The 20,498-nt window shown below is 49.6% G+C and carries 29 protein-coding genes; 12 read left to right on the plus strand and 17 right to left on the minus strand.

Annotated elements, in window-relative coordinates; all coding sequences use genetic code 11:
- Window positions 1-9: 9 nt before the first annotated feature.
- The 9 genes from KNP92_RS06790 to KNP92_RS06830 all read right to left on the minus strand — a co-directional run bounded on the left by KNP92_RS06790 (window position 10) and on the right by KNP92_RS06830 (window position 4,885).
- Window positions 10-543 (minus strand): DUF2199 domain-containing protein, encoded by a 534-nt coding sequence (locus tag KNP92_RS06790; protein WP_214838855.1) that lies wholly within the window; start codon window positions 541-543, stop codon window positions 10-12.
- Between the two features lie 51 nt (window positions 544-594).
- Window positions 595-834 carry a DUF2750 domain-containing protein gene (locus KNP92_RS06795; protein ID WP_353047944.1) on the minus strand — a complete coding sequence of 80 codons (240 nt, stop codon included), beginning with the start codon at window positions 832-834 and terminating at the stop codon, window positions 595-597.
- Window positions 835-849: 15 nt separating this feature from the next.
- The gene (locus tag KNP92_RS06800; RefSeq protein WP_214838858.1) at window positions 850-1,311 is read right to left on the minus strand and encodes an SMI1/KNR4 family protein; all 462 of its coding nucleotides are present in this window, start codon (window positions 1,309-1,311) and stop codon (window positions 850-852) included.
- 91 nt (window positions 1,312-1,402) lie between these two features.
- Window positions 1,403-2,140: a hypothetical protein gene (locus KNP92_RS06805; RefSeq protein ID WP_214838860.1), complete on the minus strand. Its 738-nt coding sequence runs from the start codon at window positions 2,138-2,140 to the stop codon at window positions 1,403-1,405.
- Window positions 2,118-2,825 (minus strand): hypothetical protein, encoded by a 708-nt coding sequence (locus tag KNP92_RS06810; protein ID WP_214838862.1) that lies wholly within the window; start codon window positions 2,823-2,825, stop codon window positions 2,118-2,120. Before KNP92_RS06810 ends, KNP92_RS06805 begins: the two co-directional genes overlap by 23 nt.
- Window positions 2,826-2,842: 17 nt before the next feature.
- Window positions 2,843-3,235, minus strand: a complete 393-nt coding sequence (locus KNP92_RS06815) for a DUF5412 family protein (RefSeq protein WP_214838864.1) — start codon at window positions 3,233-3,235, stop codon at window positions 2,843-2,845.
- 14 nt (window positions 3,236-3,249) lie between these two features.
- Window positions 3,250-3,972, minus strand: coding sequence for a hypothetical protein (locus KNP92_RS06820; protein WP_214838866.1), 723 nt, complete (start codon window positions 3,970-3,972; stop codon window positions 3,250-3,252).
- A gap of 2 nt (window positions 3,973-3,974) precedes the next feature.
- The gene (locus tag KNP92_RS06825; RefSeq protein ID WP_214838868.1) at window positions 3,975-4,595 is read right to left on the minus strand and encodes a hypothetical protein; all 621 of its coding nucleotides are present in this window, start codon (window positions 4,593-4,595) and stop codon (window positions 3,975-3,977) included.
- A complete protein-coding gene (locus KNP92_RS06830; RefSeq protein ID WP_214838870.1) occupies window positions 4,574-4,885 on the minus strand; it encodes an SMI1/KNR4 family protein in 312 nt (103 codons plus the stop codon). Before KNP92_RS06830 ends, KNP92_RS06825 begins: the two co-directional genes overlap by 22 nt.
- Before the next feature lie 161 nt (window positions 4,886-5,046).
- On the opposite strand from KNP92_RS06830, the gene KNP92_RS06835 reads away from it, so the two are divergent.
- From KNP92_RS06835 to KNP92_RS06855, 5 genes are all read left to right on the plus strand, one after another.
- The gene (locus tag KNP92_RS06835) at window positions 5,047-5,502 is read left to right on the plus strand and encodes a helix-turn-helix transcriptional regulator (RefSeq protein ID WP_214838872.1); all 456 of its coding nucleotides are present in this window, start codon (window positions 5,047-5,049) and stop codon (window positions 5,500-5,502) included.
- Window positions 5,503-5,515: 13 nt separating this feature from the next.
- Complete coding sequence (locus tag KNP92_RS06840; protein WP_214838873.1) at window positions 5,516-5,962, plus strand: hypothetical protein; 447 nt, start codon at window positions 5,516-5,518, stop codon at window positions 5,960-5,962.
- Window positions 5,959-6,144, plus strand: a complete 186-nt coding sequence (locus tag KNP92_RS06845) for a hypothetical protein (protein WP_214838876.1) — start codon at window positions 5,959-5,961, stop codon at window positions 6,142-6,144. Before KNP92_RS06840 ends, KNP92_RS06845 begins: the two co-directional genes overlap by 4 nt.
- A 15-nt stretch (window positions 6,145-6,159) precedes the next feature.
- On the plus strand, window positions 6,160-6,561 hold the full coding sequence (locus KNP92_RS06850; RefSeq protein WP_214838878.1) for a nucleoside 2-deoxyribosyltransferase: 402 nt from the start codon (window positions 6,160-6,162) through the stop codon (window positions 6,559-6,561).
- A gap of 139 nt (window positions 6,562-6,700) precedes the next feature.
- Window positions 6,701-7,924: an MFS transporter gene (locus tag KNP92_RS06855; protein ID WP_214838880.1), complete on the plus strand. Its 1,224-nt coding sequence runs from the start codon at window positions 6,701-6,703 to the stop codon at window positions 7,922-7,924.
- 43 nt (window positions 7,925-7,967) lie between these two features.
- Here KNP92_RS06855 and KNP92_RS06860 read toward each other — a convergent pair whose 3' ends face one another.
- Window positions 7,968-8,861 carry an alpha/beta hydrolase gene (locus tag KNP92_RS06860; RefSeq protein ID WP_214838882.1) on the minus strand — a complete coding sequence of 298 codons (894 nt, stop codon included), beginning with the start codon at window positions 8,859-8,861 and terminating at the stop codon, window positions 7,968-7,970.
- A gap of 219 nt (window positions 8,862-9,080) precedes the next feature.
- Here KNP92_RS06860 and KNP92_RS06865 point away from each other — a divergent pair, with 219 nt between their 5' ends.
- The 6 genes from KNP92_RS06865 to tnpB all read left to right on the plus strand — a co-directional run bounded on the left by KNP92_RS06865 (window position 9,081) and on the right by tnpB (window position 13,218).
- On the plus strand, window positions 9,081-9,917 hold the full coding sequence (locus tag KNP92_RS06865; protein ID WP_214838884.1) for a GGDEF domain-containing protein: 837 nt from the start codon (window positions 9,081-9,083) through the stop codon (window positions 9,915-9,917).
- Between the two features lie 163 nt (window positions 9,918-10,080).
- On the plus strand, window positions 10,081-10,527 hold the full coding sequence (locus KNP92_RS06870) for a GNAT family N-acetyltransferase (RefSeq protein WP_312846224.1): 447 nt from the start codon (window positions 10,081-10,083) through the stop codon (window positions 10,525-10,527).
- A gap of 140 nt (window positions 10,528-10,667) precedes the next feature.
- Window positions 10,668-11,084: an NAD(+)--rifampin ADP-ribosyltransferase gene (gene arr, locus KNP92_RS06875; protein WP_214838885.1), complete on the plus strand. Its 417-nt coding sequence runs from the start codon at window positions 10,668-10,670 to the stop codon at window positions 11,082-11,084.
- A 17-nt stretch (window positions 11,085-11,101) separates the two neighbouring features.
- Window positions 11,102-11,533 carry a hypothetical protein gene (locus KNP92_RS06880; RefSeq protein ID WP_214838887.1) on the plus strand — a complete coding sequence of 144 codons (432 nt, stop codon included), beginning with the start codon at window positions 11,102-11,104 and terminating at the stop codon, window positions 11,531-11,533.
- A gap of 216 nt (window positions 11,534-11,749) precedes the next feature.
- A complete protein-coding gene (gene tnpA, locus KNP92_RS06885; protein ID WP_214840258.1) occupies window positions 11,750-12,121 on the plus strand; it encodes an IS200/IS605 family transposase in 372 nt (123 codons plus the stop codon).
- 5 nt (window positions 12,122-12,126) lie between these two features.
- Window positions 12,127-13,218, plus strand: a complete 1,092-nt coding sequence (tnpB, locus tag KNP92_RS06890) for an IS200/IS605 family element RNA-guided endonuclease TnpB (RefSeq protein ID WP_214838889.1) — start codon at window positions 12,127-12,129, stop codon at window positions 13,216-13,218.
- Window positions 13,219-13,427: 209 nt separating this feature from the next.
- Here tnpB and KNP92_RS06895 read toward each other — a convergent pair whose 3' ends face one another.
- The 5 genes from KNP92_RS06895 to KNP92_RS06915 all read right to left on the minus strand — a co-directional run bounded on the left by KNP92_RS06895 (window position 13,428) and on the right by KNP92_RS06915 (window position 18,615).
- Window positions 13,428-14,477 carry an ABC transporter permease gene (locus KNP92_RS06895; protein ID WP_214838891.1) on the minus strand — a complete coding sequence of 350 codons (1,050 nt, stop codon included), beginning with the start codon at window positions 14,475-14,477 and terminating at the stop codon, window positions 13,428-13,430.
- Window positions 14,477-15,337: an ABC transporter permease subunit gene (locus KNP92_RS06900; RefSeq protein WP_214838893.1), complete on the minus strand. Its 861-nt coding sequence runs from the start codon at window positions 15,335-15,337 to the stop codon at window positions 14,477-14,479. The genes KNP92_RS06895 and KNP92_RS06900 overlap by 1 nt, the downstream gene beginning before the upstream one ends.
- 434 nt (window positions 15,338-15,771) lie before the next feature.
- The gene (locus tag KNP92_RS06905; protein ID WP_214838895.1) at window positions 15,772-16,533 is read right to left on the minus strand and encodes a DUF817 domain-containing protein; all 762 of its coding nucleotides are present in this window, start codon (window positions 16,531-16,533) and stop codon (window positions 15,772-15,774) included.
- 8 nt (window positions 16,534-16,541) lie between these two features.
- On the minus strand, window positions 16,542-17,402 hold the full coding sequence (locus KNP92_RS06910; protein ID WP_214838897.1) for a metal-dependent hydrolase: 861 nt from the start codon (window positions 17,400-17,402) through the stop codon (window positions 16,542-16,544).
- A 217-nt stretch (window positions 17,403-17,619) separates the two neighbouring features.
- Window positions 17,620-18,615 (minus strand): helix-turn-helix transcriptional regulator, encoded by a 996-nt coding sequence (locus KNP92_RS06915; RefSeq protein ID WP_214838899.1) that lies wholly within the window; start codon window positions 18,613-18,615, stop codon window positions 17,620-17,622.
- A 116-nt stretch (window positions 18,616-18,731) separates the two neighbouring features.
- Here KNP92_RS06915 and KNP92_RS06920 point away from each other — a divergent pair, with 116 nt between their 5' ends.
- Window positions 18,732-19,577: an alpha/beta fold hydrolase gene (locus KNP92_RS06920; protein ID WP_214838902.1), complete on the plus strand. Its 846-nt coding sequence runs from the start codon at window positions 18,732-18,734 to the stop codon at window positions 19,575-19,577.
- Between the two features lie 22 nt (window positions 19,578-19,599).
- On the opposite strand, the gene KNP92_RS06925 is transcribed toward KNP92_RS06920, so the two are convergent.
- Both KNP92_RS06925 and KNP92_RS06930 read right to left on the minus strand, forming a co-directional pair.
- The gene (locus KNP92_RS06925; RefSeq protein ID WP_156028771.1) at window positions 19,600-20,001 is read right to left on the minus strand and encodes a YhfM domain-containing protein; all 402 of its coding nucleotides are present in this window, start codon (window positions 19,999-20,001) and stop codon (window positions 19,600-19,602) included.
- 26 nt (window positions 20,002-20,027) lie between these two features.
- Window positions 20,028-20,444, minus strand: a complete 417-nt coding sequence (locus KNP92_RS06930; protein WP_214838904.1) for a YhfM domain-containing protein — start codon at window positions 20,442-20,444, stop codon at window positions 20,028-20,030.
- Window positions 20,445-20,498 lie beyond the last annotated feature (54 nt).

Here is a 20,498-nt window from a genome sequence, read left to right on the forward strand (position 1 = left end):
GCTCTCCTCTCACACGTCGCTTTTCACAATACGCGCTAGTTCTTCAATCCGTTCACGTGTGATCCCTTCTCGTTGCTCGACGGCGAGTGGATGGTCGGTCGGCTCGAGTTCGATGAAGGGACGCAATCCGACTTCACGAATATGGACGTTCGTCTTCAAGTTGATCGTGTCCGGATAATCGGGCAAGTCCGTCGAGAACCAACCGAACATCGGTTCAAGTTCGACACGAGCCGGATCTTCCCACGCGTCAAGCATCCGAAAGAAGTTATCCGCGCTGAGCGACACCCAGACGTTCCAAGTGAAGATGTTGTCCTCTCCTATAATCGGGAGTTCGAGACAACCATTCACAAAGAAATGTTCCTCGTCTAGCACGCAGACGTCGTCGGTCAAGACAACGCGCCGTTTTCTCTCTTTCCTAGAGAATCCTTCGATATAGGTCGGCATGAGCGAACCATATCCGAGCGGTACGTCAATCGATACTTGGCAGACCGAACAGGTACACTGGGCGTTATGCTTGCGTTTCTGTTTGAAACGATTCAACATTTTAAAAACCTCTCTTAAATAAAAAATATAAATACGGTATTTGAAATAAAATTAATCTTCTTCTTCGATGGCTTCTAGGACGGTTTCGGGGTCGTACTCCATCCCTTTCAGGTCGCTCGACCAATCCAATCCACATAATAACCCGTCATCCGCCATATGCGGCAACCAGACCGCGACGAAAAGATCTAGTGGCAACTCGATGAGGTGATAGTCTTCCCACTCCTCAGCCTTACAAGCAAGTGCCCGTTCAGGAGTTGAGAAGAACAGCAAAACGTCTGTCGCTTCAATGATGGAAGGCGCATACGCTCAGCCAACGTCTGTCTCGGCCGACAACCCGAACACCGTCCCGCTCTCAAGGACACGTTCACAGAACCGCTCGATTACGTCCGACTCCAATCGCGTCACCTCGACGAACAGATCAATCGAATCGGCCACTCGCTCGAGTTCATCCGTCTCATGCCACCAGATGTAGATCGTCTCGACGTCTGAAGTCAAAAAGCCGAGCTCGTCCCCGCTCCCGTTCTCCGCGACCGTGATAAAGTCTTTCGGCAAGTGACGTTCATCCCTGTTCGCGCGGATGATGTCGTCCCACGTTTTGTTGAAGTAACGTTCATCTTTGATCGGGTAAAAGAACCACTCCCCGACCTCAAACTTATTGTCGTGTAGCCACGCCTCCCGGAGCCCGCTCGGCAAACGGCTGCCGAGCGCTTGTTCGACCGTCTCGATGGTTTCGAACGTAAATCCGGGCAGATTGGTTTCAATACGCATTGCAATCCCTCACTTCGTTTTTCGATACCTTAAAGTATACTTTTTTTGGTGAAAAGAGGGAATGTGTTTTTCGTCGATTCGTGTGAAGACTTCAAACACGAAGCAAAGTGACGTCCGTTCCGTCGATCTGAATAAACCCGCCAGCACATCCACGCAAGATACCTGTCACACGTCCCATTCGAATCGCCTTCTCACGCCGATCGTACGCCCAACGATACATATCATTGCCAGTCACGAAATATGCGACGCCGTCGACCATTGTCATCGCCTCGCTGTCACGGAGTATCTGTGGCGCCCGATGAGCGACGACGCGTCCGGCGCGGTCAATTTGTGCCAACTCCCCGTCAAGCGAAGGGAAAATCCAGACGCCTGATGGAGTCGTGACGAGATGCTCACAATCGACGATAGTCGGCGCTTTCCGTGCGTCTCGGTTGTAGCGAAACAAGACGTCCCCGTCCTTTGAGAAACAGACGAGCGCCTCTGTCGCCATGCCTTCACCAAAAATCCCTTCATCGCCGTAACCGACCCAGATGCCTGACGCATCGACTACAACCGATGCGATACATTGACCGGCGTGAAAAGAAGTCTTGACGACCCCATCCGTTCGAACAATCCACGCATTCGGTTTCGTGTCCTCGCGAGAGAAGTCCATAAGAACGAACGTCGTCTCGTCGATTACACGGACGAACGGGGCGGTCAGGTCGAGATTGAGTGAGATCGTCTCCCCTCGCCACGTCACGACGGCGTTGCCGTCCGCGAGATGTAACGTGATGAATTCCTCACCCCATCGATCGGCATCAACCAGTTTACGATTCTGAAGTTGCTTCAATTGAATCCCTCCACTCTAAATACGCTTCGAGTTCTTGTCGATACGCCTCGACTTCCTTTTCCGTGACGAAACAATCGACTGTATAGCGCGTCTTAAAATAAGGGGTCAAGTCGACCGAATGACAGCCGATTCGTTTGAACCATTCCGTTACGGTCTCACTCGACTGCCACTTATCGGTCCGAGGCAACGCTTGATTGAATTGAATCAATAAATCTCGAATCATCACATGTGTCCATTCAAGCTTCGCCTCTGCATCAAATTGAAGGGGCGATGGAGTTGTTTGACGGCGTCTCTTGAAAAGAGTCGATTCCTCTTCTGATTGACTCATGACATGACGTAAAAATCTGAATTTCGTCATGAGCAGAACGGCTAGAATCATCAAACATCCCATCAACACGCTCCAAATCATGCTGTCCCCACGTTGAATGACCGTCGGAACTGCGTCAATCGAATACTCTAAGTTATCCGGAATGATGGTTGAAGGGTCTTTTTTCGATCCGATTCGTTCTTTTCCGTTCGAGAACTCATTCGAAAAAGAGTCATCAGATGCGGATGACAGCCATCTCATGCCTCGCACTGGAGGGCGATGCCACCATTCGATAAACAAATTCACGAGACGAACGCCCAATACGGTGCTCAACACCATTATGATAGAGATGGCTCCAAGTCGCATGAACCAACGCATGCCTTCCCTCCTCCTTGTTAGTTTCGGGGATAAACGCCGTACCGTACGTCATACACTTCACGCACCGGATCAAATGTCACGTCGTTGATAGTGAGGACTCCTTCTTCCCAAACAACTGTCACTTCTTCACACGGATAATCCCAAAAGATGCGCTCACGTTCTGTCGACCCCTCGTGTTCGATTTCTCCTAACATCGCAAAGCCTGTCGTCGCCCCACCGCTCGTTCGATAGAAGAAAATCGTCTGTGTCCCGTCAGGTGAGACTGATCCATAGACGAGCTCGCCCTTTGGCACACCCTCGATCGTGTCGCCTCCTGTTACGAAACGATATGCACCATACCCGAGTGCAGCCCAAACACACAAGCTGACTAAACCGAGGGTAATCAACCAACCTCCGTGTATATTCTTCAAGTTCACACACCTCCTCATCCGTCCAAGACGGATTGTTCTGAACGTTTCCGCTCTAGAGTTTGACCGGTCACGTTCCAAGTCCCGTCTTGTTTCGGGTAAACACGAAATCTGAACCGGTCCCCGCGCCAGCCAAGCACATCCAACGTATAGAGTGAATCCCAGTACAACTTGTACAGTTGACGAGAGATTCGATACCCTCTCGGAAAAGAACAATCGAACGTCGATGCCTCGACCTCCATGACAGCTTCCCGTTTCATCAATCGACGCTTACCACGAATATCATACAGATCGATTGATACGCTCGCTTTGTCCTCTTTTATCGTGACAATCAAGTCCGCTCGAATCGTCTCGTTCTTATTTTTCGCACGCATCAAGTTTACTTCGAACGTATAGTCGTGACGCTCGACGTGATCGCGCATCGTATGTAGCACGTCTGGCGTGAAGACGTTCGGCGCAAAGAAGCGTAATGCGTGCTCTAACTCGATCAGCGCCCGTTCCGGGGTGACTTCTTCATTAATCTGTATCACATACACCGGGACAACCCCGTGCTCATAGACGATGGCTTGAAGCGATTCGCTCGACAACGTGTCACAATAGACAACCGTCAACGACGCGTCCCGAGAAAGTGCAAGCTTCATGTTCCGTATCTTCTGATGAAGTAACCCAAGTAAGGCATCTAATTTAGATAGCTCGCGCGACAATCCGTCTTGACCTAACTGTTCGATTGAAATTTTCATTATCACACCTCCCATTCTTGCAGCTCGTCAATCCAACGCTCAAGCTCTTTTTTCTCGTGCATATATACACCCGGCTCCACTTGGAGGTCGATGCCGTTCAAAAATCTCAGCCCATCCATCACGCGCGGATCAAGGGGCATGTCTTCCATCCGCTCGAGTGCGTCCACCGCCAAGTCGGAGACGTTTTCGAACGTCAGCTTCCCTATCATGACCGCACATAGCCACTCCACGAGATCCTCGCGAGACGGGACGTTCCGGCGCCTCGGAAGTTCAACTGGCGTTAGCTTTCCATCATTCACCTGCACAAACAGTTCGATGAGCCGTTGGTTTGTCGGAACAATGTCGAGTAACGTCTCAATCGGTGTCCGAATCGACTTCGTTTCATCAGTCATCTCGTCCCACAGCACGAGCACCCCATCCCGACCGTACACGAGCCACTTCCCGGAAGCGTCATATCCGATTCGTTTCCCGAGTCGAGACGACGGAAGACGGGACGCCTCATCTGAAGTGAGTAGCGTCGCAGGCAGGCGTTCACCCGAATCGGTCGTCATGTTGGTGGGAAGCGCTTCGTTCGGGAGAAACGTGATCACGTCTTCCCATGTCATCGTTCTGACTGCAACCATTCTTCAAATGAAGCGGCGATCGTTTCAATTTGTTCCCCTGTCTCATGGTCGACGATGAGGACCTCGTTCGTCTGCAAATTGACACAGACGAGATCCCCGAGAAAGTCTTCATATCCGATGACGGGGAGATGGTTCGGCCAAGGTTCTTCCTCATCGAACACCTCTCCTTGAACCTCATCGAAACGGTCGCGTTCGTTCAAAAATGCGAAACGCGGAAGCCCTTCTGCATCCTTCAGTTGAATTTCTATTTCGGACGTCGGTATTAGCGCTAATAATTGTTCTTTCGTCATTTTTTTGCACCTCGTTTTTTCTCCATTTTACCTCAATATTTACTCCATAGGTTCGATTTTCCAATGAATATAATTGACAGTGGGTTTGAAAGGTGTAAAATTACACTTGTAAGTTATTGTCATAAACTCCTTTATTTTTAACTAGTCAATTGAGGTGGATGATGAAGAAGACGGATTTTATCCAAACGGTTTCAAAACACATAAAATCGATTCGAGTCGAGCAACAGCTTTCCCAAGAAGAGATGGCCGAAGTGCTTGGTATCTCGAAAAAGACGCTCATCCAAATCGAGAAAGAACGAACCGTCGCCAACTGGGGCATCGTCGTCACGATATGTGCCCTTTTTAATGAGAGTGAGATTTTATTAAATGAGATTGGGGACGACCCCGTCGAGTTCGTCAAGCTGATTGCTAAAGAAGTCGCTTATGAGCCGAAATCGAAGACGCTCGGAGGCCGTGTCTGGTGGAAGCGGATTGCTACAAACGGCGATTATGTGATGCAACAAAACGTCATCAGTGGTCATTACCGTATCCTCGATTCAAACGACGTACGTTGGTACAGCTCGTTCGATGCGGATGATGCCATACATGTGTTAGCAAAACTCGCAAAAGATTGTTAAGAGGAGGTTTATCATGAACATAAAAAAACGATGCATCGTGACGCTCTCCTGCGTCTATGCCATCGCCTTTATCTTAAATGTTATCCCGTCGGTCACATTTCCAGACGCTACGATTGGTCCGCTCCAGGCATCAGCGTCCATCTTACTCGTCCTCTGCATGATGGGGACATGCGTCTTGAACGACCGGGTCGCCAAGCTTTATGTGACGGCACTCCTGTTCGCCGGCGTGACCGTGTTCACGTTACATAGCTTCGAGACGTATGTGTACGACATCGTCATCCTTGACGCGTTGTTCGCGATTCAATATCCACTCTATTTGTTATTCGTGACCCCACTCTTCGGGCTCAATCTCTTTTTCAACGTCGAGGCAGATTTTATCGCCTTGTTCGCCTTTTTCATCGGACTGTGCATCCTCGCTATTCATGAGATTGCGATGATGGTGTCACGGAGGATGACATGAGCCGATCGTTACTTGTCGGGTTTAGCGGTCTCGTCACCGGTTTTAGCCTTCACCTCGGACGAAAGCATCATTGGACAGCCCGCCACCGGTTCGTCCTCGGAATCGGACTGATTGCCGCCTTTATGCTGTCATTCGGTCTCATTCTCTGGTGGTTCGTCGCAGTTAACATGAATCACATTTGAATGGGAGGAAAATAAGTGAACTACTATATCGGGTCCGGATTTTATAATATCGAGAACGTCAGACGGTTACGTGATTTGCTCACCGCACAAGGCTATACTCATACATACGACTGGACGCTCAACGCTCGGGCCGATTCAATCGATGCGCTACGCGACATCGGAGAGAAGGAACGTGACGCCATCAAAGGTTCTGACTTTGTCGTCATCTTACTTCCGGCCGGGAAAGGAAGCCACGTCGAGCTCGGCATTGCCATCGGTTCAGGCGTTCCAGTATTTCTTCACGACACGACGGACAGCATGACAAAGTTTGAGACGACGAGCACGTTTTACCACGTATCGCATGTCATCCAGCTCTCAGATAACCTTGAACACGTCCCTACTCAAATTGACGCTTATTTCTCAGCCAACACCAATTGAATATTGGTCTTTTACGCAGTAGTCTGCTAATTTCTCATCCATTCTCAAACAAAATTTTGAAATGATTTGCATTTCTTATGGCGCAGAAATCATTTTTGTGACATACTGTTCAAAATCTATTTGAACGGGGACGATGCATATGCAGTCATGGAAACAGCCTTTACTTTTACTCACCGGTGTCGGGATCTCGAACCTCGGCGCCTGGGTGTATTTCATCGCCCTCAACTTGATCGTCCTCGAGATGACACAGTCACCTTTCGCCGTCTCTGTCCTCTACATGCTCGTCCCGCTCGCGGCGCTCTGTGCGAACTTTTGGTCAGGCTCGGTCATCGACCGTACCGACACGCGCCGCTTGATGATCCTCCTCGATGCGCTTCGTGCCGTTGTCGTGTTCAGCCTCGCCTTTATCGACTCGCTCGCGCTCATTTATATGCTCGTCTTTTTCTTGAATATCGCGAGCTCTGTCTTTGAATCGGCGTCCCTCGTTTATATGACGAAGCTCGTCCCAAGTAATGATCGGCAACGGTTCAACGCGCTCAAAAACTTTGTACAATCGGCCGGCTTTATCTTAGGACCAGCCATCGCCGGGCTTTTGTTTATGATTGGTAGCCCGACGCTCGCCATTCAGTTGAACGCCTTGGCGCTACTCGTATCGGTCGGTATTCTCGCCCTTTTGCCGACACTTTACACGGCCCGTGACGAAGTTGAGGTGTTCAGTGTGCGCATGATCATCGAAGATTGGAAGACGGTCGTTCGGTTCGCGTCCACAAAGCGCTATGTGACGCTCGTCTATAGCCTTTTCTGTGTCATGACGATTTTCATGTCCGGACTCGACTCGCTCGAAGCGTCGTTCGCGACGCAGGTGCTTGACTTCTCTGAGAGCCGTTACGGCTTCCTCGTCAGTGTCGCCGGTGCCGGGATTATCGCCGGATCCATCATCAATGCGACATTCAGCACACGCATGACGTTGCCTTACTTGATTAGTTTCGGCGCTGTCATGACACCGGTCGGCTATCTCGTCTTCGCCTTCTCTGAATCGTTCGTGGTCGCGTCTGTCGGCTTCTTCTTACTCACGTTCGCCTTATCGTTCGCGAATACCGGCTTCCTTTCGTTCTATCAAAACAACGTGCCGAGCGAATTGATGGGTCGCTTCTCTGGGGTGATTAACGTCGCCGAATCCATCCTTGTCATTGGATTGACGTTTGGAATTGGTCTTCTCGCTGAATATGTAGGTATCCGCTCGACGTATGTGGCGTTCTCACTATTCTTCCTCGTAATCGGGATAATGACGGTCCGTATTGTCCAAGCACGGTCGAGACGTTCATTCTATGAGACAGTCGAGTATGAAGAACAAGTTTCATAAAGCTAAACGATTCTGCACTTGTATCGCATGGTCGATTTAGGCTTCAGTTGTTTAAAGATGCATTCACTACATCCACAATCATATCGGGGCGATCCAAATGAATGGCATGGGACGCCCCTTTTGCAATAAAAAAGCGACTGTTCGAAGATAGTTCTGCTTGTTCACGAACTAGTTGATGCCATTTTCCCTCAAAGCTTTTCAATTCACTTTCAGGCAGTCCTTCCATCCTACCTCGTTTTATTTCATACTCTGCATCTCGACTCAAAATGTATAACGGTACATCTTCAAAGGATCCTAAGTCTTTGATCAACTTCGCATCCTGATACCAGTTTTGGACTTCCTCAAGCATCGTTTTATATAATTGTGGACGCCTAGAAAAGTTTAAAAGTTTTGCTTGAATCGATTCGGGAAGTTTTTGTTGAGCTTCACTTAAGTTCGGTCCAATGAGATCCGTTAATTCTGAAGTTGAACACTTTGCATAATGACGACACTGTTGAATCCAATCTTCGTCCGATGCTAGTCGATCCATCACTGGAGTATCGAGCGCATCAAGCTTATGTAAATCATGAGACGTCGAGTCGATAAGAATCAATGCAGCTAGATCCCCCGGAAATAGTTTTGCGTAGTGTTGGGCGCAAAGTCCACCGTAGGAATGACCAATCAAGACAATCGGCTCGTCAATCTGTAGAACGTGAAGTAATTCTTTTAACTCCTTTGCTGTCGCCTCTGTATTACGCTTTCTTGTACTGATTTCACTTCTCCCGGTCCCAGGTCGATGGTATAACAAAATACGGTTTGAACTAACTAGTCTTTCGGTCACCTCAATCCATTCCTCAAACGAGCATCCAATACCAGTCATAATCACAATCGGTCTACCGTGTTCTCCTATAGTTTTCACTTCTAGCTTCGTATCAAATACACGCACCATTTGATTCATCTCATTACCCCGCCTTCTGTTCGCAAACAACTTTGCTTCATCTTAATATCTCTTGAACGACTTCCTCATTTAACACTCGCTTCATTTCAAAAAATCGCCCGTTCCTCAATATCACTTGCTTTATAATGTAGCTATAGCACCTTCTGTCGATTAACTAATCATCACATGGGGAATTGTCGGGGAGGACGTACATCAAGCATGGAGTAAGGAGGGATGGCAATGAACCGATGGAGTAACGAATCACTACAACTGATTGGCCTCATCGCTTCCCTGCTCATTGGAACGATTTTGTATACCATCTTACTTGTGGAAAGTGACATCGGCTTTCTTGGTCTATTAATACTTCCAGTCATCGTCGTGTCCTCTCTCGCTTTCGGGATGCGCGCCGGCTTGACGATATCGGTGACGCTGCTCATCTTTCTGTTCATCTATTTTCTATCGTTTGCTCCCGTCAATGACCAAGGTGAAGTTCAGTTCTTCAATTGGCGTGGAATCGGGTTCACTATACTTCTACTCGTGCTCTCTGTCGTTTCAGGTCTCGTTCACCAACTGGTGAAACGTGTGCAACAGTCGAGACTCGCGTTAGAAGAACGAGCGCGCCAATTGATTGCGGTGGATCCCGAAACGTGGCTCGACAACGCCGAGCGGTTTCGAATAGATGTAATCAGTGAACGCGACCGTCTCGTACGACATGGTGGTGCGTTTTCTGTCTCATTCATTACGATTCATGAGTTCTCACGTTTTGAAGAAAAGTACGGACGTACCGAGTATGAATGGTTTCTAAATTACTTTAGTGATGAACTCCACACAGCGACACGACGAACCGATCAAAAGTATCGAATCGCGCATGATACGTTTGCCATCCTCTTCCCGTATACATCGCCCGAAGCGGTGCAAGTGGTCCACGACCGTCTTCGTCCGCTACTCGAGCACTATGAGTTGCAGAGTGGTGAATACGAGACGTTAACCTATGACGACAGCTCCTATGAGGTGACGCTAGAGAACGCAGCGGTCATGGTCGATGCCATTCTTGAGATAGCATCATCGTCTAATTGAAATCACATTTAAACAATCAAGCCCTGGAACCTACCGTCGATGAACGGCATGGTTCCAGAGCTTTTTTGTGTGCTATTGAAAATCTAAAAGAAATATCTTGCCGGTAAAGGAATCGGATCTCATATAAGAGAAATCAACATCACAACCTTTTGATTAAGGAGGCATGATTCTCATTTCATCGACTGTCTATACCATCAAACCAATCGAGTCACCAGGCGAACTCGATGACTCGTTCCTTGTCATGAACCAACTGCGCACCGACCTGACGCTCGAGGCCTATCTCGAGCTCGTCGCCGCAATGCGACCACAGGGCTATGAACTTTATGCGTTATACGCAGACGATACAATCGTCTCGCTCGCGGGAATCGAAGTTCGCGTCAATCTCTATCTCGAGAAGCACGTCTTCATTTATGACCTCGTGACGTGCGCGAACCATCGTTCGAACGGATACGGAGAGATGTTGCTTCACTTCGTCCATGAATACGCACGCGACCGAGGTGCCAAGTACGTGGCCCTCGAATCGGGACTTGCTCGGACCGAGGCTCACCGTTTTTATACAGATAAGATGGACTATACCATCACGAGCTATTCGTTCCGTAAACAGCTTTAATTTCTATGTAACGAAAAAAGAAGAACCGAACGCACTTCCCGTCTTAATTATATCGCGATTCATGAGCCAAAAACAGACTGTCTTCTCCTAAATCCATCCACTATACTTTGAAGACAACCTGATTGAAGGAGAGATGAAGCATGACTGATGACATCAAACCGCTCGACCCCGGCCCGTTTTTTCACGGCACGAAAGCCGAACTGAAGCTTGGGGACTTGCTTGAACCGAAGCGACGCTCAAACTATCAAGAGAAACAGTCGAACTACATCTATTTCACGGCCACCCTCGACGCCGCCAAATGGGGAGCCGAACTGGCGAGCGGTGAGGCTCGTGAACGCATCTATCTCGTCGAACCGACGGGCGACTTCGAGAACGACCCGAATTTGACGGACAAGCGCTTCCCTGGCAATCCGACCCGGTCGTATCGGTCGAACGCCCCGCTCAAAGTCGTGGCCGAACTCGGCGCGTGGGAACGCCACCCTGACGATGTAATCGCGCATATGCTTGAATCACTTGAGAAACTGAGGCAAGCCGGGGAAGATGTGATTGACGACTGACACGAAGGAGAACGATTTTGAAGAAATTCCACAACAAACGTAAGTATATGTTGATTACCGGTCTCGTCATCGGACTGCTATATGCGACGACATTTATCCCGCAGCGGGTCATCACGACGTCACCGTCGAGCGTGGCTCGCATCCACGTGTTTGACGGTCAGAGCGGTTATGAACTCAACTTGAGTGACCGAGACGACATATACGCTGTCATGAATAACTTGAATGACATCACGTTTCAGAAAGGAAAAACCAGTTTCGGCTATATGGGATACTCGTATCGGGTCACCTTATACGATCAAGATGGGGATGAGCTCGATGAATTTATCATCAATAGCGAGGATACGCTCCGCTACCACGGCTTCTTTTATACGGCAAAGTCAGGAAAAATCGATTATGACGCATTCGATGATTGGATGGCGCAAGTAAAGGCCCAGCCCGTTGAAGAATGAAGTGATGTCTATCGACGCGATTGATTGGCTCTTCGTCTCGACAGCAAGGAGATTAGCACCAGACTTGCTATCGCTGAGATTGCAATCTTAAGCTGAAACTCATTCGTCAATCCTTCGATTACATATCCCCTGAGTTGTTGGTACGGACTCGCTTCCGGTATCCAGTCAATCACATAGCCGATTCCTAACATTGCCGGAATGCTTATCACGACATAAATAACAATAAACGCGAGTGTGAACGTCTTGGTGGTCACATACAGACGCAAGGTGATTGATGACGCCATCTCGGGGTTCGCGAGACAGACGTTCGAACGGATCGGCGCGTCATACCATATCACACTGACCGAATGGAATCATGACGGTGACCATATCCATGTGTTGTTCAAGGCTCACCCGAACACAGCGATGTCGAAGTTTCTGAACACCTACAAGATCGCCAGTAGCCGACTGATCAAACGAGACTTTCCACACGTCAAGAGACGACTGTGGAAAGAGGTGTTCTGGTCTCGAAGCTACTGCCTCGTGACGACCGGCGGTGCGACGATTGACGTCATCAGGCAATACATCGAAAAACAAGGAGAGGAGTGATCACTTTGCTGAAGGCGTACAAGTTTCGACTATACCCGACAAAGCCACAACGAGAACACTTCATGAAGACGTTCGGTTGCGTCCGTTTCGTCTACAACAAGATGCTCGAGGAACGGATCCGGTTATATGAAGAGTCGAGGCTGAACCCTGACGCGAAGCAGAAGCTCCCGACCCCGGCGAAGTACAAGCCCGAGTTCCCTTTCTTGAAAGAGGTCGACAGTCTATCCCTGGCGAACGCCCAGATGGACTTGAATAAGGCGTATGCCAACTTCTTCCGCGACACATCTGTAGGGTTCCCGAAGTTCAAATCGAAGCACGGCGACCGCGCCTCCTACACGACCAACAATCAGAACGGGAGCGTCCGGATCGAGGACGGGAAGGTGAGACTTCCTAAGATCGGCTTCGTGAAGTTCAACCAACATCGTCCTTTCGAGGGGATCATCAAGTCCGCGACGGTCTCGATGACGAAGACGGGCAAGTTCTTCGTCTCCATCCTTGTCAATCAAGGCGAGGAAAAATGGGTTCCTGCCAAGAACAAGATTGGGATCGATCTTGGTCTTGAGCACTTCGCCATCATGACAAATGACGAGATGGTTTCTGAGAAGATCGAGAATCCTCGTTTCCTTCGCAAGTCAGAAGAGAAGGTCAAGAAGGCGCAGCGCGCTCTGTCACGAAAGAAGATCGGAAGCAAGAACAGAGAGAAAGCCAAGCTGATCCTCGCCAAGAAACACGAGAAAATCGCAAATCAACGTAAAGACTTTTTACATAAACTGTCGAAACAAACCGTTGACGAGAACCAAGTCATCGTCGTGGAGACATTGAAATCGAAGAACATGATGAAGAACCACAGGATCGCCAAATCGATCGCCGATGTCAGTTGGTACGAGTTTGTTCGACAGCTAGAATACAAATGCAAGTTCTACGGACGGACTCTTATCAAAGCAGATCAATGGTTTGCATCGACGCAAATCTGCTCTTCTTGTAGATTGAAAGGCGAGAAGAAAACAGTGGATGTACGCGAATGGACGTGTACGTGTGGCGCTCATCATGATCGAGATATCAATGCGAGCATCAACCTATTGATGTTGGCTGACTAAAAAAACCTTCAGGGCAGGGACTTGCCCGACGAGCTTGGTAAACAACCGTGGCTAGTAAAAGTGCGGTCTTCCCAAGAAGCTCCCACTTCAATTTGCGAAGCAAATAAGTGGCGAGTAGTTCACGTTGACTCAAGACAATAAGAAGAGGCACTCCTATACTCAGGAATGCCTCGTTTAAACGTATTCAGTGGCTTCATTTTTTCACCACGTCATCCGCTCATATCTTTTTTACGATGGAGTTGAAGCGCATCATCCGTATAAACGAGCATAAACGGTTCGTCGAGTGTCGCCGCTGCCGCCTCGGCTTGCGAGATCGTTTCATCGGTGACGATTGCTTCTTGACGCCGTAACCGAAACGCCCGCTCGAGCCGGCTCGTCAACAAGTTGCTAAGGAAGACAAGTAAGGACAGTCCGATGGCCGGGACGAGGAACATGTGACTCGTCATCCAAGTCGTCGCCGTGAACTGCTTAAAATAATAACCGAACATTGAGGACCACTCAAATAGCGTCGGCATGACCCCTTCAAATAAGAAGACGGTCCCTCCGAAGAAGACGCCGAATAAAGAGAGATGAATCAACAACATCAACGTCTGGACGAACTGTTGCATGAAGACAATCACCAGCGTTGGCACGAGATGCGGCCACAAGTGTTGCCTCGTCCGATGCCAGACACTGCCACCTAACGTTTCGGCGACGACCATGAACTCTCGGTTCAACAGCTGCCTCACCTCTGTAACCAAATAGAGCGTGACAGCAGGTAACCCGAGCAGGATGAAGACCGTTAGCTGAAGCGATACGCGATCGATGAGCGGTGGCACCATCGTCGAGTCGGCGAACATCAACGACGAGAACAACATCATCATCGCCAGTAGCGAAATCGGTAAAATCAAAAAGCCGTCCAACACAATCTTGAAGTATCGGTTCAACCGCGCCCCGCGAAATGCGAGCGGGATTCCGACGAGCAAACCAATCGCCATCCGTCCGAGCGCAACAATCGCGCAAATGCCGACCGTCCACTTGAACCCTTCAATCATCATCTGGAACAAGTCGTTCCCGGCCCGGTCCGTCCCGAGCCATTGGTCTTTCGACGGTTCGAGCGGCGGGATGCCAATCAATCTTCCTTCCTCCGAGTAGCGGTTCAGGAACTGGTCGACCTGTCCGTCACGAAAGATCGTATTCCCGATACTGAGTAAAAGTAGACCCATTAAAATCGTGAAGACGATCAAGAAAATCGGGTCACGCATGAGTACGCGGCGCATCATACCCCTCCTTTCCAAGCGTCTGGGATGAGCCATTCCGCCAATACATCCACGAGAAAGATTGGGATGTAGATGACGAACAAGATGACGAGTAGTATCGGCATGGAAGGATTATAGACGATGAACCGGAAGATACCTTGCACGTTGAACAAATACTCGATAATCAACAGACTCGACAATACCGTAATCAAATTCGAACGGAAAAAAAGGTAGAACCGATACACCAAATTCGGGAGCAAGTGTTTCCAGAACAACGCGGCCGGTCGAACACCCTTCGCTCGTGCCAGTTCGAGAAACGGCGTCGTTTCTTCTTGCAATATGTGGTTCGTCAACCATTTGAGGAAGAAAAACAAGATGGTGAGCGATAACGTCACAATCGGTAAAAAACGTATGTATTCGGCAAACCCTCCCGCGACCTCGATGCGATCGAAGCCTGTCTTCTTATAGAGCGTAATGGCGAGGAACTGCGTGAAGATGAGCCAAAACAAATCTGGGACCATCTCTAAGGTCTGACTCGTTTGTTGCATTACAGTCCGAACCCGCCTTCCGCTCCGATAAAAGGAATATGCATACAAGAGCGCAAATCCTACCGCGACGACTAACGACGTCATGAAGATGATGACGGTCTCCTTCATGAGCGGTCCAATCGCTGGCAACAACGGTAACTCTCGTTGTGCCGTGACGTTGTAATAGGTGATTTCATCAAGTTTCGTCAACAGGCCGACTTGTTGTTGCAGACCACCCCAGTAGTTCGAGGGCACAAACTCGAGTTGTCCAACCAAAGACGGCAAGGCACTGATCCCAATCAAGACGAAACACGTGATCAGAAATTGGGATGATTTTCGGGCAATCCAATTCATTGTGTCGACTCCTTTTTAATAATCCTTAACTTACTAAAGTTAATATTATCCATATGTGGTTTTAATGAGTTTAGCATATTAGTTATGTAAATAAAAACAATATTCTAAAAATTATCACCATCAAATTGTGATAACCTATCACCAATCGACGAGGATACGTGTTCTGGACAAATAAAAAAGCACTCCCGAATATAGGAGTGCTTCAGTATGTTGAAAAGAGGACCTCTCCATCAAGAGAACGAATCTCATAGTCGACGAGCGTTTTTATTTCGCGTGTCAGCGTTACCGTACATACATACTCAATGCCCGGACCGTACGAAATATCCGGAATCGTCATCATCGCTACTCACCATACGAGCAGCAACGAGCCCGTCTCGACAATCGTTTCAAACTTCATACAAAACCACTCGTTCAAACGTTAGAACGAGTGGTTTTTATGTATAAGCCTTAAGCCGTCGTTTCTGCCACGCCACGAGCAGGATGCTGATGATGACGAGAAGGAACCACGATGACAACTTCCCAAGGTCGACGATGGCCCACCCGTTCAATTGATTCGGATACGCCCAGCCGTTATAGAAGGTGACGATATTCTCCGCGAACCAAATGAAACATGCGATTAAAAAGAAAGCGACGACTACGGGCATCGTGAATCGGCGGTCGTCGAGCCGATACGTGACGATGGCCCGGCCAAAGACGAGAAAGACGAGGCCGATCAACACCCAGCGCAAATCGAGCCAAATGTGGTGCCAAAAGAAGTTGAAGTAGATGGCGATTCCGAGGCCGAACCCGATGAGCGGTGGTGGCATCTTTAGAAATTCCAAATCGAGGCGGCGCCATGACTGGACGACGTAGCTGCCGACGCTCGCATACATGAAGCCGGCATAGAGCGGAACGCCGAACCATTTCGTCAACGCCTCGTCCGGATAGCTCCACGACCCCATCTGGACTTTAAACAGCTCGAGGCCGAGCCCGATGACGTGGAACCAACTGATCACTTTCAGTTCTTCCATCGTCTCGAACCCGGTCTTGACGAGCACGACTTGGACGAACACACACCAAAGAAGCAACACATCATAGCGCGGAATCGGGAAATCGATCCACTTCGTTAACGCGAGTGCACCGAAGATCGCGACCGCGAAGAGACAACTGAGTGCCTGTTCGTAGCCGAAGATGAATAAATACCGGAAACGTCGCACAGAATCACCTACAATTCAATGTATTCGTAGAGGAAGGACGACTCGCCGTCAAAGAAACGCGGGTCGAATAGTCCGAGTCGCTCGTCTTCGTCGACAACGACAACGAACGGTGACCATTGCTTCAGCGTGAGCGCCTCTTTATTCTCATCAAAGAGCGGTGTCAAATCGGCATCGTCCGCACTCATCAATTCATATTGAAGTACAGATGATTGATAGACGGAATCGCTGAAAATCGAGACCGTGTCATCGGTCTTCGTGACGACCGTGAACTGCGCCGGGATGAACGACGCCGACAACGCGACCTCGTCATGCTCGGTAGCGTACGACTGATACAAATAGGCGCCTTGTGCGCTTTGAATCAAGACGTGGACAAAGATGGCGGCCCAGGCATAGCGATATACCGTGTGCCTAACGTTCTGGCGGCGCGCCACGAGCCATGCGACAAGGAAGATACCCCAATAGACGAAATCGACGATTGGAATGACGCCGAACGTGAGCCGCGCGTCCGAGAACGGTTCGAAGTAACCTGTCCCCCAGGCGTTGAACACGTCGGCCGTGTTATGAATGAACACGGACAGCATCGCCCAGTAAAAATAACGCATGTCGGTTACTTTAAAGAGAACGCGGACGAGCCAGTAGATGAGTAGCGCGAATAGCGGGACGAGGAAAATCGAGTGTGTGATGCCGCGATGCCACATCTGATACATCCCTTCGGTGTCCCAAAGCTGGGAGATGACGTCCGCATCCGGAATTTGACTCCCGACGAGTGTCGTCACGAGCAACGCGCGTTTCTCGTTTTTCTGTAACTCGCGTTTGTCCGCCGCTCCGTACAAGGTGAGCCCGAACAACGTATGTGTGATCGTATCCAAAAATTCCCCTCCTTCCTCTCTGAAAAAACACCCTTCTCAAAACGAGAAGGATGTCCTCAATTTATTTATCTTGGTCCATTTTCATCGCTCGTCTCGCGACGATTGTAACGAAAATGACAGCGACAATCGGAATGATTAATGGCATCCAGTTCAACATCCGCCTGTCCCCTTTCTACAAGTGTCGCAAGCAGTATATCACAAACTTAAATCAAGCGTTTCAATGAATGCTCGCCTTTGAGTATCGGCTTGCCATCGACTCAATCGTCTCCCGCATATGGTCGCGGAGCGTTACGGGTTCGAGCACCTCGACTTGGCTTCCTAGGGATAACAGCCAGAAGACGAAGCCGTCGGAGACGGCCGCGTCGAATCGGATGTGGAAACGGTCGTTTGTTTCCGTAATCGATACGTCTTCCCCAAGCTTATCGAAGATGACCGGGAGCACCCGCTCTTCGACGGCCAAGACGACTTCTTCATCGAGCCCATTATACATGTTGAACGACTTTTGGAAATAGTCATCCGGCAAGTGATGCTTTTGACGCGGCGAGTCGTCCTCGACGATCTCCGAGTTGACGATACGGTCAACCCGGTAGTTGCGAATCTCCCCAATCGATTCGTCGATGCCGATTAAGTAATACTGCTCGTGGTTCCAATGCAAATCAATCGGATTGACGACGTAGCGTTCGCCGTCACGTCGGAGCGGGAACGTCCGCTTGGCGACGTCGAATCCGACGACGTCCGTATATTGGAACGAGATGGCTTTTTGTTCTTGAATCGCCCGTTGAATCCGGTCGATATGGTATGGAATATAGTTCACTTTCTTCTTCGGCGTCTTGATGATGGATTGGAGCGTCTCCGCTTCCGGGATGCTCGTCAAATTGCGGAGCTTGTCGACGATCTGCTCGGTCACGTCCTCCGAGATGAACTTCGCGGCGACGATCGCATCGACCATCATCCGCAGTTCATGGCTCTCGAAGAGGCGGGCCGAATGCCAATATTTTTTGGCAAGACCGTTCTTCTCGAGCTCATCCTGCACCTCGAACCCCGAATCGGTCAATGCTTGGATGTCGTCTTTCACGGATTTTTTTGCTAACTTAGAAGTATCACCAATTGTAGATAAGTAAGCAAGCAGGTCCTCTAACGTCTTCGGATGATTGTCGTCCGTATGGCGTTCGAAGAACCGTCTTACTTCAAGTAACCGCTCTCGGTTGTTCACGGTATGTTCCCCTTTCACTTCTGTATATATAATATGTATAAAGAGACATTATCATGTTATTTCCATGAAATAAAGTTATTTTCCATTACATTTCGTTTAAGGAGGCAATCGTCGCTGTGAAACACTACGCCCACGTCAATGGCACAAAAATCGAATACATCGACCGAGGTCACGGTCCGGTCGTCGTCTTGATCCATGGGACCCAATCGTCAAGTCTCGAACCGTACCATGTGGACCGGCTCGTCTTGTCCGGATTCCGGGTCATTGTCCCGTCCCGCCCCGGTTACGGTGAGACTCCGTACTCATTTTCCGCGACGCCTCAAGCGTTCGCTGAGAACTTGCGCCAGCTGATGCACGTCATGAAGATTGACGCTTATCACGTATATGGCATCTCTGCCGGTGGTCCGACAGCGATTGAGCTTTCGTCACGCAACAATCAGGCTCTCAGTCTGACGCTCGCCGCGGCGGTGACGAGCGAGGTCGATTTCCCATATCGACGCTACATTAGCCGAAACATCGCCCAGCCGCTCTTCATCGCCGCCCAGTTCACGATGAAACAGTTCGTCTTCCGGGCGATTCAAAAACAGCCGTTCGAGGCGACGGCTCGTATGATTGAGTCGACGAGCCTGCTCGCGTTAGATGCGATTCGCGATGAAGTGACCCCGTACGACATCTTTCTATTGAAACGCGTCGCCAGTCAGATGGCGTTCGGGCTCGGGGCCCAGTTCGACCTACGTCAACGAGTCCCCGACGAAGCGCTACTCGGCGTGACATGTCCGACATATATCGTCCATTCAAAGAATGATAAGGCCGTCCCTGTGCGCCATGCCCATCACGCGAAGCGACTTATCCCGCACGCACAGCTCACGATTTTGAACAGTCCGGGCCATCTCATTTGGATTGGTCGCCAGGCGCGAAAGAGCGAGCAGCAAATCGAGCGCTTTATCCGCTTAAACTCGTAAGGCACCAATCTAGGTGTCTTTTTTAGTCTGCTTCGAGTAATTCGATCAGTCGATTGGTCACGTCTGCCGGAATGAGGTGAGCCGTGTCTGTATCGTCCGCGTCGTAAAGGCTGCTCTCACCGTCCGATTCATTAAGCCAGAGGTAATAGCGGTCAGTCTCTTCATTTTCGAAGCGGACTTCGAGATCGTATTCCGGTCCGACCACGTTGGCGATCCCCGGAATTCTCTCTGCCTCACGAAGCATATCTTCGAATACTTGAATCGCTTTCGGTTCGTCAAACGTGATGAAGTCACCCGTTTGGAAACGATAAAACCCATCCGATTCCGAGACGGTCACCGCTTTAATTCCGTCCGTCCGAAAATCGTTCGAGCCACAACCCGTCAACATGAACACTACCAATACGGGCGCTACGATTCGTTTCATTGAAAGCTTCACCATCCATCCCCTGTTCACTCATGCTCCAGCAGTCGAATCAGCTCGTCCGTCACGTCTGCCGGAACGAGATACACCGTATGCGTATCGTTCACATCCATAATGCTCGTCGGCATGCCTAACTCGCCGAGCCAGACGTAATAGCGGTCCATCGTCTCGTCTTGATACTGGACTTCCACATCATATTCAGGCGTTGCCATATTCACGATGCCAGGTTGTTGTTCCGCATTGCGAATCATGTCCGCGAACACTTTGACGTCTGCGAGCTCGTTATACGTGATGACATCGTGTTCGTGGAACCGCCCGAAGTCGACCGACTCGGCAATTCTCACTTCTGTGACATCTTCTGCGATGAGCTCATTCGTGTCACATCCTCCGAGTAAGCCGACGGTCAAAGCGGCAATCCCCGTTATCCATTTCCCCTTACGTTTCATCTGACTTCACCTCCTTAAGTTGTCGACTTTCAATACGTAAAACTAGTTTCAAGG

Origin of the sequence: Exiguobacterium sp. s122, from assembly GCF_018618475.1 — a bacterium.
Lineage (GTDB): Bacteria > Bacillota > Bacilli > Exiguobacteriales > Exiguobacteriaceae > Exiguobacterium > Exiguobacterium himgiriensis.